The 13,668-nt window shown below is 33.2% G+C and carries 8 protein-coding genes; 4 read left to right on the top strand and 4 right to left on the bottom strand.

The window, feature by feature from the left end; all coding sequences use genetic code 11:
- Positions 1 to 96 precede the first annotated feature (96 nt).
- Complete coding sequence (gene typA / locus APR43_RS12825; RefSeq protein ID WP_053473854.1) at positions 97 to 1,893, top strand: translational GTPase TypA; 1,797 nt, start codon at positions 97 to 99, stop codon at positions 1,891 to 1,893.
- Between the two features lie 171 nt (positions 1,894 to 2,064).
- Here typA and APR43_RS12820 read toward each other — a convergent pair whose 3' ends face one another.
- The 3 genes from APR43_RS12820 to APR43_RS12810 are packed head-to-tail and all read right to left on the bottom strand — an operon-like array spanning position 2,065 to position 6,178.
- Positions 2,065 to 4,410 (bottom strand): T9SS type B sorting domain-containing protein, encoded by a 2,346-nt coding sequence (locus APR43_RS12820; protein ID WP_053473855.1) that lies wholly within the window; start codon positions 4,408 to 4,410, stop codon positions 2,065 to 2,067.
- Positions 4,411 to 4,425: 15 nt separating this feature from the next.
- Positions 4,426 to 5,262 (bottom strand): ABC transporter permease, encoded by an 837-nt coding sequence (locus APR43_RS12815; protein ID WP_053473856.1) that lies wholly within the window; start codon positions 5,260 to 5,262, stop codon positions 4,426 to 4,428.
- A gap of 7 nt (positions 5,263 to 5,269) precedes the next feature.
- Positions 5,270 to 6,178, bottom strand: coding sequence for an ABC transporter ATP-binding protein (locus APR43_RS12810; RefSeq protein WP_053473857.1), 909 nt, complete (start codon positions 6,176 to 6,178; stop codon positions 5,270 to 5,272).
- Positions 6,179 to 6,285: 107 nt separating this feature from the next.
- Between APR43_RS12810 and APR43_RS12805 the strand changes: the two genes are divergently transcribed.
- On the top strand, positions 6,286 to 7,338 hold the full coding sequence (locus tag APR43_RS12805; RefSeq protein ID WP_053473858.1) for a hypothetical protein: 1,053 nt from the start codon (positions 6,286 to 6,288) through the stop codon (positions 7,336 to 7,338).
- 158 nt (positions 7,339 to 7,496) lie between these two features.
- Positions 7,497 to 8,354, top strand: coding sequence for a hypothetical protein (locus tag APR43_RS12800; protein WP_053473970.1), 858 nt, complete (start codon positions 7,497 to 7,499; stop codon positions 8,352 to 8,354).
- A 163-nt stretch (positions 8,355 to 8,517) separates the two neighbouring features.
- On the opposite strand, the gene APR43_RS12795 is transcribed toward APR43_RS12800, so the two are convergent.
- The gene (locus APR43_RS12795; protein ID WP_053473859.1) at positions 8,518 to 12,246 is read right to left on the bottom strand and encodes a metallophosphoesterase; all 3,729 of its coding nucleotides are present in this window, start codon (positions 12,244 to 12,246) and stop codon (positions 8,518 to 8,520) included.
- A 27-nt stretch (positions 12,247 to 12,273) separates the two neighbouring features.
- Here APR43_RS12795 and APR43_RS12790 point away from each other — a divergent pair, with 27 nt between their 5' ends.
- Complete coding sequence (locus tag APR43_RS12790) at positions 12,274 to 13,452, top strand: Pycsar system effector family protein (RefSeq protein ID WP_053473860.1); 1,179 nt, start codon at positions 12,274 to 12,276, stop codon at positions 13,450 to 13,452.
- Positions 13,453 to 13,668: the final 216 nt, after the last annotated feature.

Raw genomic sequence — 13,668 nt, 5'->3', positions numbered from 1 at the left:
GATTAATGAACTAATTACTTGTATATACGCAAACTATCGCAGAAACGTTTTTTTTATCAAAATAAAGTGTACTTTTGCACCCATTAAAAATCACAAATGGAATCTATTAGAAATATTGCAATTATTGCCCACGTCGATCACGGTAAAACCACTTTGGTTGATAAAATTATGTATCACTGTCAATTATTTCGTGACAACGAAAATACAGGTGATTTAATTCTTGATAATAACGATTTAGAGCGTGAGAGAGGTATTACTATTACTTCTAAAAACGTTTCTGTTCAATACAAAGGAACAAAAATCAATATTATCGATACTCCTGGCCACGCGGATTTTGGAGGTGAAGTAGAACGTGTATTGAACATGGCCGATGGTGTATGTTTACTAGTGGATGCCTTTGAAGGTCCTATGCCGCAAACTCGTTTTGTATTACAAAAAGCTATTGACTTAGGTTTGAAGCCTTGTGTAGTTATCAATAAAGTAGATAAAGAAAACTGTACTCCGGAAGAAGTTCATGAGAAAGTTTTTGATTTAATGTTTGAATTAGGTGCTACAGAAGAGCAATTAGATTTCCCAACTGTTTATGGTTCTGCTAAAAACAACTGGATGTCTGATGATTGGAGAAACCAAACAGAAAATATTGAGCCTTTATTAGACATGGTTATTGCTAATGTGCCTGCTCCTAAAGTTTCTGAAGGAACACCACAAATGTTAATTACATCTTTGGATTTCTCTGCTTTTACCGGACGTATCGCTATTGGTCGTTTAGAAAGAGGTATTTTGAAAGAAGGTATGGCAATATCTTTAGTAAAAAGAGACGGTACTGTAACGAAATCAAGAATCAAAGAATTACACACTTTTGAAGGTCTTGGACGTAAAAAAGTTACAGAAGTTATTGCAGGTGATATTTGTGCTGTAGTTGGTATTGAAGGTTTTGAAATTGGAGACACTATTGCAGATAATGAAAACCCTGAAGGTTTAGCTTCTATCGCTATTGATGAGCCTACAATGAGTATGTTGTTTACAATCAATGACTCACCTTTCTTTGGTAAAGAAGGTAAATTTGTAACTTCTCGTCATATTAGAGAAAGATTGACAAAAGAATTAGAGAAAAACTTAGCTATGAAGTTAGGAGAAACTGATTCTGCAGATAAATTCATGGTTTTTGGCCGTGGAGTACTTCACTTATCTGTTCTTATTGAAACAATGAGAAGAGAAGGTTATGAGTTACAAATTGGTCAGCCGCAAGTTATTATCAAAGAAATAGATGGTAAAAAATGTGAGCCAATTGAGGAATTAACAATCGATTTACCAGAAAACCTTTCAGGTAGAGCAGTTGAATTCGTAACAGTTCGTAAAGGTGAAATGTTAAGTATGGAAACTAAAGGTGAGCGTATGATTATTAAATTTAATATTCCATCTCGTGGAATTATTGGTTTAAGAAATCAATTACTTACTGCTACTGCTGGTGAGGCTATTATGTCACACCGTTTCATTGGATATGAGCCTTTCAAAGGAGAAATTTCAGGACGTAACAAAGGTTCATTAATTTCTATGGAAAAAGGAAAAGCAATTCCTTATTCTATCGATAAATTACAAGATCGTGGTAAGTTTTTCGTTGAACCAAATGCTGAAATCTACGAAGGTCAGGTAATTGGAGAAAACTCTCGTGGAGATGATATGTGTGTAAACGTAACGAAAGAGAAAAAACAATCTAACGTTCGTTCTTCTGGAAATGATGAAAAAGCGAGAATCATCCCGCCAATTATTTTCTCTCTTGAAGAAGCTTTAGAGTACATTCAAAAAGATGAATACGTAGAGGTTACACCAAAATCTATTCGTTTGAGAAAAATCTATTTGACAGAAACTGATAGAAAAAGATTTAAAATCTAATTAGATTTAAATTTCAATATAAAAATCCCAAATTCCAATTAGGAGTTTGGGATTTTTTTTATGATTCAAATTCGAATCTTTTATAAATTGGAATTTGGAATTTAAGTATTGGAATTTTTAAAACCGATATTATTGGAATTTAAAATTTAAATATTGGAATTTAAAAAAACTTTATCTTTTCAAACTAAAATGCCCTTTCACATTTTTGCCGTCTGCAAAAATTAAAGTAAACCAATAATCATCAGAAGGAAGTGGTTGTCCGTTAAAAATACCGTTCCATCCCGGACTGTTTTGGTTCATTTGTTTCAGGAGTTTTCCGTAGCGGTCAAAAATATTTAAAGTGTAATTAGGTAACAAATTAGAATCTCCAATAAGCCATAAGTCATTGAAAGTGTCACCGTTTGGCGTAAAAAATCTAGGATAATCTAAAACATAAACCACAAATGCATTTGATAATCCGCAGCCGTTTTTATCTCTTGCCACTGCCGTGTAAGTTCCTGCAGGTACGTTTGTAAATAACGGTTCGTTTTGAAAAGTTGTTCCGTCTAATGAAAATTCATAATTCCCAACTCCGGTATATTCGATAGAAACAGAGTTTTCATTTCCTGAAAAATCTTTTACAACTGCATTCGTTATGATTGCAGGTTCAGATAAAATAACCTTGAAATTTTTCGTTTTTTCGCAGCCATTTGCATCTGTTACCGTTACAGAGTAATCGCCGGGAGCAGTAACTACCAAAGTATTCGCATTATTTGTTGGTGCAGTATTCCATGAATAGTCGCTAAAACCAGCCGCTACAGACAAAGTTGTATCTCCATTTTGGCATAAAAATTTTGATTCTTCTTCAAAATTTGGCGGATTGAAAGTATTAACAACAAGATTGACTGGTACAACATCATAACAATCTGGGCCATTTACGACTCTTGCATATATTCTTTGATTAAAAGCCGTTGTATTTTTAAAGATATTTGGTAATGGATTTATTTCAACCAAAGCATCATTTGCATTTAAATAATAAGTAGCAATCAATCCGCTTGGAAGCCCGGCAGTTAGTACTGGCGTAACTTCTGCATTTAAATCAAATTGATAAAGTCCATCCTGAATTTCGTCTCGGTCACAAGTAGCTATCGGACTCGGATCTGGAATTGAGGTTGGAGCAATTTTTAAGGTTACTTCGGCAATTTTAAAACAGCCAAATTCATTTTCTAATCTCGCATACACAATTTGATCTGCATATTTATTGATATACATTTCAGGTTTTACAATTTTACTTGTTTTAGCCTGTGCCTGTGCTAATGTTTCATAATAGCCTTCATTAATAATATAAGCAGCATTATTTTTAACAATGTTGTTGGCTTTATCTAAATTGAAAATTGAAATTCCATCTGTATTATCGTCGCATTGAAATAAAGAAGTATTTGAGGAAAGAATTTCCGGTGCGTAATCAATTTTTATTTCACCTGAAAGTACACACGTTGTACCAATTACAGTAGCTTCAACTCTATAATTTCCGGCACTTGTAACCTTATAAGTTGAGTTTGTACCAAGAATATTAGTCGGGTCATTTTTTCTGAACCATTTAAAAGTATAAGTGGCAGGATCAAGATTGCTGTTTAGATCGATTTCTTCTCCAAAACAAGCCGGATTATTTGTGGCAGTTGTACGATCTTGCCCAAGTAAAATTTTTGAAGCAAAACTTCCGGCTTCAAGGAAAATGGCAGATTCCAGATATCGATATGTATCATCTGCCACTACTAATTTTACATGATATGTTTTTCCTGTTGTTACGGTAGTCTGCGCGGTCATAACAGTTGTTTGTCCGGCATAATTTACCGGACTTGTATTGTTATTTAAACCATGAAAATAATTTTCATTTGAAGCCGCACAGCCTTGATAGTTAATTCCGCCGGGTCTAGTTCCGGGCTCAATTTTCGGTCGAATATTTATGGACGAAACAGGCGTAGTTGTATTAGGCAGTACAGCTAAATTTTTATAAGGGTCAGATGTTCCGGCTTCTTTAATTAAAAAAGCAAATCCATCTGAAAACTCACAAGGATAATCGTACTGATATTCATTTGAAGCAAAAATATAATTAAAGCTCAATGCACTTGTATAGGCAATGAAATCAAATTCTAATACTGTTGAATTTATAGAATGAATACCTAATATTTGATCAAGATCACTATCTCCAAGCCAGTTAGGACTGTCACTGCTTGTTAAGTCACTAACAAAAGGCCCAACGGCACTTTCAGCAGTTGATGTCGCCAAAACTATTCCTTCGGCAAAAGGGAAATTACTTCCGTTGCTGTTAAAATAACCAAAACTCTGTTTTCCAGGCCTGAAAGTATCTCCGTTACCTGTTGAATTTGTAGCAGCAGCACATGAATTATTCACCAGAATATCTTCAATAAGCTGCTGCGATGTTTTTTGATCATCAATAGTGATAAACTGCGCATTTACCTTTACAGATAGACAGCATAAAAATAAAATAATTAAAAAACTTTTTGCCTGATTCATAGTATAACAAATATACTATAAATCCCGATTTTTTAATAATTTGTAAGAAAAATATACAAATAAAAATGTCCAGATTAATACAATTAGAATTGCAAAGTAGCTTACACTATAATCGATATCAGTATTAATTCCCATTTGTGTTCCAATATTCTTAACGATAGATAATCTTGGACCAGGATTAACAATTAAATTAGCCATTGATTCTAACGGAAGAAACTGCGTGATTTTTTCATCGGTATCGCTGTCTGGAAAAACAGTAAAGGCAAGGTAACCTCTAATTATGGCTTCGATTATATTCCAAACTAAAAGAAAACCTAATGCAAAAGCCGATCTTTTTACCAAAATTCCAAGAAATAAACAGAATGAAAAGAATCCGGTTAACTTTACAAAAAAAGCCAGAAGATAGTCTAAATCACTAAAAATAATATCAAGTTCAGTATAGGAGGAAAAAATTAAACCTAATATCAAACTCATCACAAATATAAAGACAGTTGAAGCAACTGAAAATAAAACTACAGTTAGAAATTTCGAGAGAATAAATTCTTTTTTACTCAAGCCATCAATTAAATTTTGTTTAAGTGTTCCATAGCTGTATTCGTTAGCCATCATGGAAACAATTACGATCGCAAGAAATAATTTCAAGATAGCGGCAACATAAGTATTAAAATGCCATATAAACGGAAAGTTAAAAATTCCCATTTCGGCCAAGTGAAATTTAAGCGGGCCAAGATTAAACTTTATTGAAGCAATTAAGGCTATAAAGGAGAGCAGAATAAAATAAGTTAAAGTAAGAATACGACTGGCTTTATTCATCCAGATTTTTTGTAATTCTATAGAGATAATTCTTTTCATGGCTTAGTTAGATTTTTGGATTTGTATTTTTGGTTAATTCTAAAAATTGGGCTTCCAAACTATTTTTACGTTTGACCAAATGACTTAAAATAATATTTTTTGAGAATAAAAACTGATTCAATTCCTGAGCAGATAAATCGGCTTTTAAGTAAACCAAAACTTTTCCATCTTCGTCCTTAACTTCTGCAACGGCCTGATGGCTGTGTAAAGCAGATTTCAGCGCCAGATTATCATCTGAAGAAATTTCAAAGAAACCTTCATTTGCAGACATTCCATCTACAGAACCAGAATATAAAACTTCGCCTTTTCTTAAAACAACAACGTGCGAACAAACTTTTTCGACTTCGTCTAATAAATGTGAAGCCAGTAAAATGGTAGTTCCCTGCGATGCAATTTCTTTAATAATATCTCTAATTTGATGAATTCCCTGTGGATCTAACCCATTCGTTGGTTCATCTAAAATCAAAATTTCAGGATCGTTTAAAAGTGCCGATGCAATTGCCAGACGCTGTTTCATTCCCAAAGAGAAAGTACTGAATTTGCTGTTTTTTCTTTCAGATAAACCAACAAGATCAAGCTTTTCTCCAATTTTAGAATAATTGATGCTTTTAATTTTGCAGACTAATTTTAGGTTTTCTTCGGCGGTCATATACGGATAAAAGTTCGGACGCTCGATAATAGCGCCTACTTTTTTCAAAGCTTCATGCGTTTGTACATTTCCGTCAAACCATTTATAATCGCCTGATGTTTTGTTGACAACATTTAAAACAATTCCTAAAGTGGTTGATTTTCCACTTCCGTTAGGGCCCAGGATTCCGTAGACGTGGCCTTTTTGTATGCTAAAAGATACATTTTTAAGCGCCTGAATGCGCCCGTATCTTTTACTGAGATTCTGAATAGTAAGGATGGTTTCCAAATTTATTTCGGTTTTAGTTTTTAGTATGACGATTCAAATTCTATATTGTTACGCCAAATTTATTTTTATCATCTTATTGATGTAAATTTGTAATAAAGATATTCAAAATGAGCGAACCGTTGATGGTGTTAAAGAAACCTTCTTTTCCTTTAACACAGCCACTATTAAGTTATTTAGACAGATACGAGCGTATATCGAAAGTTTCTGTGTTTTATGATGACTTATTGCGATTTTCAGGTTCGGTTAACGTTTATGATAAAAACGAAACCGATACATTATGGATTCGGGTTTATTACAATGAATTTGAACGAAATGAAATTGACCTCAATTTAAAGAAAATCTATTCACTTTTGCATTCTGATGGAAACAGCGAGATTATTCAGTTTCTAAATATTGATGCCATTGACTATTGTACATTCGGAAATTCAAAACCTTTTAGAATTAAGGTCCGTAATATTCTCAACGATAATTACGTTCACTTTTATATTAAAAAAGCCGATGCTTCAAGAATTTACGGATTAGAGTTAGAAGATATTCTTTCGCCGGATAAAATCAACTTTTTGGTTTATAACGACACTTTAATCGAAGAGCATATTATTGGGATTCCGGGCGATGTTTTTATGGATACGCTGCTTGATAAATGTACCGAAATGGAGAAAGCACAAATCGCCAAAGAATTCGTTAAGTTTAACGAACGCTGTATGATCAGGCTTTTGGGCGATATGAGAGCGTATAATTATGTAATTGTGCCAATTCACGATTTTGATCAGGTCGTTTATAAAATTCGGCCTATCGATTTTGACCAGCAATGTTACGAAGGAAATTTCAAAGTATATCGTCCGCAGTTTTTCAAGGAAAACTATCCGATGATTCAGTTGATTAAGGAAAAGTTAGAAGAACGTTCGATCATTCAATATAAAGATGAAGAAAGAGCTATTTTGGCCAAACGAATCCATTCTGCCGAAAACAGAATCAAGAAATTATTAAATATAATGTGTCACGATACCATTTCGACAGAGGAACATTTGAGTCAGTTAAAAATGGAATTGTACCGATACACAAACGATATGAAATTTAAAAACGCCAGATCAATGGGACACATCATGCAGGCCGCTTTTGAATTCATCATCCGTAATTTTAAAAACACAAACTTAGTTTAAAGGATTAAACCATATAAGTTATATAAGTTCATTAAAGCAAAACCTGAATTTCTTGTATTTCTTATTACTTATATGATTTAAAAAAGTCAATACAAGTCCATAAGCAAAAACTTAAATTTTCTTATATAACTTATATGGTTCAAAAAAAAACAAATCTTATGAAAAAATCTTTTTTAATAGTCGTTTCTATTGTTTTATTAGCTTGTCAGCAGCAATCTGGTGATGATTTGAAAACGCTTTATTCGCTTCCGAAGAAATTAAAAGAAGTTTCGGGAATTGCTTATTTCCCGGAAACAAATTTGATTTATACTTTGGAAGACAGCGGAAATAAAAATGCCATTTATGCCATTAATTCTAAAGGAAAATTAGAAAAGACAATTATGATCTCAAATGCCGAAAATGTGGATTGGGAAGATATTACCAAAGATAAAACAGGAAATATTTATATTGGCGATTTCGGAAACAACGATAACGAACGCAGAGATTTGTGTATTTATAAAGTGGCCAAAAATCAATTGAATAAAGAGGTGGCTTCCGCCGAATATAAAATCTCATTTTCGTATCCGGAACAAACCGAATTTCCTCCAAAGAAAAAAGAAATGTTTTATGATGTTGAAGGTTTCTTTGAGCACAACGGTTATTTTTATCTTTTCACCAAAAACCGAAGCAAAGGTTTTGACGGAACTGCTTTTATCTATAAAATTAAAAATGCAAAAGGAACTCAAAAAGCCGTTAAAATAGGAGAGTTTAAAACCTGCAGTAATTATAATCATTGTGTTTTAACAAGCGCCACGATAAGTCCCGACGGTAAGAAAGTGGTTTTATTAAGCCACGATAAAATAGTTTTATTTAAAGGTTTCAAAGGAGATTTATTCCACAAAGGAACCCAAACCGAAATAAGCCTAAACCACTTCTCTCAAAAAGAAGCCATTGTTTTTAAAGATAACAACACCTTACTCGTAGCCGACGAAAAAACAAACAAAATAGGAGGAAACGTTTATGAATTTAGACTCTAAGTTACTATCCCGAAGCTTCGGGACTGAGATTCTAAGATGCTAAGAAAAAAGTTTGCCACGAATTACACAAATTTCCACGAATTATATTTAAATAAAAATTAGTGAGAATTAGTGTAATTCGTGGCAAAAACCTTTGAACCTTTGTTACTTTGTCCCTCTGAACCTAGAAACTGTACGCTGCTCCAAAAATAACCCTTCCAACTTCATCGGGAGATTTGAAATAAGAAATTCTGGCCGTTAAAACATTAATAGCATTCAGCCAAAGTCCGCCGCCGTAATCCTGATGCCATTTTTTAGAATCTTCACCGTCAAGCCAAACTCTTCCGTAGTCAAAACCACCTAAAATTCCGTACGTAAACGGAGCAATCGTTTTACGGATTTTACCCAGACTCAAACGCAAATCAGAGCTTTGAGAGAAATAAGAACTTCCTAAAAAGCGCTCATTTCTAAAACCTCTTAAATCAGTATCACCGCCCAAAGCAGCTCCCTGATAAAATTCGTAGTTATTGTTAAAAATGGCTTTTCCTTTTACATAAGTTGCTAAAACCAATTTTCCGTTATGATCCAATTTATGTGTAAATCCTAAAAAACTTTCCAGCGTTGGGAAATTTTTCTTCGTGTCATCAAAATCTGTTGTCCAGGTTGCAGCAATCATGAAAGCCATTCCCAGAGTTGGTTTAGCAGCAAAATCAGAATTTTTGAAAAGATATTTCACTTTTAAACTTCCGTAATTCTGACTGTTAAATAAATCAGGGTTTACAATATTTGGAGTATCGATAAATCTGTTTTCTGTTTCTTCAACCGTCATTCTCTGGAAAATAGGCTGAATGCTGAACTCACTTCCATATCTTCCTACGTGGCGAATGGCAGTTGAGGCATTAAATTTACGAATACGAACACGATTATAATCCATACTAAGATTATCATCATATTGAGATTCATTTCCGTAACCAAAATAATTCATCGCAAAATTTGGTGTTGTATAAAGAGATTCAACATCTATAACCCATTTACCTAATAATCCGGGGAAATGTGCCACATAATTAAACTCTAAACCTCCGGTTGCGAAATAATAAAAGGCATTTAAAACATGTCTCTGCGTGTACGGATTTTGCTTAAAGTTATTTACTGTGTAATTTAAGTTAATACCTAATTTTACACCATCATCCGGATTAAAACCAATATTTGGTAAACCGGAAACAACATTATATTTAGGTTTTTGAAAATTGTACAAGTTAACATCGTAATCATCTGTTAACTGCGTTTGGGTTTTAGAATCAAGGTTATACGTGTTTTCTTTTGATTTGAAATCGTAAACAATAACCTTTCTTCCGTTTTCAATATTGTAAGTATCATTGTTTTGACCGCCAATTAAACGGACTTTAATTCTCGATTTTTGATCGCCTTTTACTTCAAAAACATCATTGTCATCTAAACCATAAATCCATAAATTTTTAGTTTTAGCATCATTTACTGTTTTACTGTAAACTAATTCATCGCCTTCTTTTTTTACTCTGAAAACCTGAATTTCAATACTTTTTCGGGCATTATGATTCAAAACAAACTTGTCTTTTTTATCTGTTCCGGCAATCATAACCGTTTTGCTCAAAACATCAGAATATTTTACAGCATATTCCTGAAGCTCTCTTTTTCTGTTTTTCAATTTTCGAATGATTTCATCAACCGTTCCATCCTGAACCTCTTTTGGCATAGCTTTAAAAGCATTTTCTATATCGCTGTCAGATAAATTATCCTGAATAAATTTAGCCTGTTCAATCCAGTCTTTTTCTTCTGCGGTTTTTAAAAAAGCCAAATCCATAGGATAAGGTTCCCTGCTCAGCCATTTTACATTGCCAATTTTGTCTTTAAAAGTACGCATGTGACGCAATGCCGGAATGTTCATTAAAATAGAAAGCAGCGCACCGTCATATTTTGCAAAAGCCTGATCCCTGTCTCTGGGAATTGGTCTGTAAATAACTTTACCGTCTTTTTTAAACTCTGCCCAGCGCCATTGATCAGCGTGACGATCCCAATCGCCAATAAGCATATCAAACAAACGGGCTTTAATATATTCTTTTTCGTCAACCGAATATTTTTCATCTTTATGAAGATTCATCATCATATCATCTGTACTGATAATATTACTCGGATTTCCAAAGTTTTTAGCGTCTAAATGATTATCAGCAGGTCTTTCCTCAATCATATACAATTGATCTCCATAACCTGCGTTAAATTCGCCTAAACCTTTTTGTTTGGGAATATAATATAAAACCGGATTGGTATGCAAAAGACCAATTTTGTCTGACATACTGCCAGTTACAAATGGAGCATATGGATGTGAGGTCGTATAAAAATCAAATAAGAAACTTTCTGTATAAGTATCTTCAAAATCATTTACAATATATTGATCTTTAAAAGCTACAGATTGTAAAAATACCGATGCACTTTTTTTCATACCGCGCATTACATATTCACGGTTTTTTGAATCAGACATTCTTAAAGAAACAGATTGATGTCCGCCGCCTTCGCGAATAGGTTTTAAGCCGCCTTTTAAAGTATCTAAAGTGGCTACTTTTATATCAATAGGCATGCTGTAATATTTTCTGTAATGCTGCCCGAATAAAAATCTGTGAAACATACTTTTATCTGTCATTTTTGCTGAATAGATAGAAGTTGTAATTCTTGAAGGAAAATTATTAGAGATATCTGATGCCCAGTTAATTTCTTTTGCTTTTATAATTTCTTTTTCAAAAAGCAATTTTTCCTTATTGTTTTCATTTCCGTAAAACGAAACTTTGGCATCGCCGCTTTTATATAATGTTAAAGCTGCATAACCGTTTCCGCCATACGAAAAATCAAATGGATTTATGGCTCTTGCAGCTTCCGATTTTGATCCGGCGCCGCTGATAATCTGCTGAATATTTTCTTTGCTGATATACTGAAGGTTATGATCATGTCCGGAAACTACAATTACATTTCGCTGTTTTTGCAAAAGTGTTTTTATTCGTTTTGCATAAATGGTATATTGTTTATTTTGAAGATCCTGCGGACTTACTCCGGATGTTTTTCTCAATAAATTAATGAAAGATCCAATTATCGGAAGCGGGATTTTTTTCTCTAACGGAAATAATTGTTTTTCCCAGGAATATTGACCGCCGTGACTTCCGTTACTTAATAAAGGATGGTGAATGGCTAAAACAACTGTTTTTTCCTGATTTTTGTTTAAGATACTTTCCAGTTCCTTAAAAAAGTCTTCTCTCGTTTTGATGTCGCAATTATCATTTATTGTAGGGTGATTATCCCAATCTTCCAGAAACCATTCACTGTCAATAGTTACTAACGTTGTAATGCTGTCAATTTTTACATCCTCGATTGGGCATGATTTTCTTGGCAGAAACGCTTTTTTATCATTTAAATTTTTTGTCACAAAATCGGCCTGTAATTCTAAACCTTTTATACCGCTGTACCAATCGTGGTTTCCGGGAATAAAAATTGTTTTTCCTTTAAATCCCTTAGCTAATTTTAACTGGTTCGTCAATTTTGTTTGTGCCAAAGCTTTGTTATCAGTATTATCAGTAGGAAAACCTTTAGGATAAATATTGTCTCCTAAAAAAAGTAAAGTCGATTTTTTACTCGCTTTTTTAAGCTTTTGGTGTAAAAGCTCAAGTGTTTGCTGTGCCTGCTCTTGATCAGCATTTCCGGCATCTCCAACAAGATAAAAAGTGTGGGCAATTTTTATAGTATCTGTTGCGTTTTCTGTTTCGTTAGCACTAACATCTTTTCCGTACTGCGCCTTATGTGTGGCACAAGAATAAATAAATGTTAAAGTTATAATTGCTAATGAAAATTTTTTAACCTTAGCAATAAAATGATTATCCAAAAACAATTTCATAATTTAGTGGTATAAAAATATTCTTTTATGAACCTAATAGAACAATCCGAGGATTTCGTCGGTAATTTACTCAAAGATAAACTTTCTAATTTATATTCTTACCATAATTTTAACCATACTTTCACAGTAGTTTCAGCCGTAAAAGAGCTTTGCAAAAAGGAAGATGTAGAAAGTGATGACAAAGAGGCACTTTTAGTTGCAGCATGGTTTCATGATACAGGATATATTCAAGGTTATGAAGATCATGAAGCTAAGAGCGTAAAGATTGCTGTTGATTTTTTAAAAGAAAAAGGAAAATCTGAAAAGTTTATCGAATTGGTTTCCAGTTTGATTTTGGCTACAGCCAAAGATTACTATCCAAAAACGCATTTGGAAAAAATAATTAAAGATGCTGATTATGCCCATTTAATGGGAACTGAATATGTTACAACCTGCGAATTACTACGTTTAGAATTGAAAAATACAGGAATTGTGAATTTTTCAAATGCTGAATGGACAAAGGAAAACCTGAATTTTTTACTAAATAAACATAGATTCTACACGGATTATGCTTTAAAAAAATGGCAGCCTTTAAAAGAGAAAAACCTAATTTTGATTCAGAAAAAAATAAATAAACAGGAATTGAAAGCGGCGGAAGAACTTGAAAAAGAAACCAAAAAAAGCGAAAAAGTAGAAAAACCAGATCGCGGCGTTGATACCTTATTTCGCGTTACGCTTGGAAATCATACCCGTTTAAGCGGAATTGCAGATAGTAAGGCCAATATTTTATTATCTGTAAATGCGATTATTATTTCGATTGCACTTTCGTCTATTATTCCAAAATTAGACAGTCCGAAAAATGCACATTTAGTTATCCCAACATTTATTATGCTGATGTCGAGCGTAATCACTATTATTTTTGCGATTCTTTCTACAAGACCAAAAGTAACTTCGGGTGTTTTTACAAGAGAAGATATCGAGAATAAAAAGATTAATTTATTGTTTTTTGGAAATTTCTACAAAATGCCTTTAGAAGAATACGACTGGGCAATGAACGAAATGATGAAAGACCGTGATTATCTTTATTCGAACATGATCAAAGATTTATATTATCTGGGATTGGTTTTACAGCGAAAATATAATCTACTTCGTATTGCTTACAACCTATTTATGTTTGGAATTATTGTTACTGTAATTGCGTTTGTAATTGCTTTTAAATCGATTTAAATTATAAAATGCATAAAAATTAGACGCGGATGATACGGATTCGCTTCGCGAAAACGCGGATAAAAACAGATTTTTTTCTGTTATTATCCGCGTTAAATATTTATCCGTATAATCTGCGTCTTTGCGAAGCGAATCCGTTTCATCCGCGTTCTTTGTCTATAAAATTTAAACACATAGAAACATAGGTTTTTATGGGGAATGAAAAAGATATAAAAA

This window comes from Flavobacterium sp. NLM (genome assembly GCF_002210235.1).
Taxonomy (GTDB): Bacteria; Bacteroidota; Bacteroidia; order Flavobacteriales; family Flavobacteriaceae; genus Flavobacterium; species Flavobacterium panici.
This window is presented reverse-complemented; position numbering and strand designations above follow the sequence as displayed.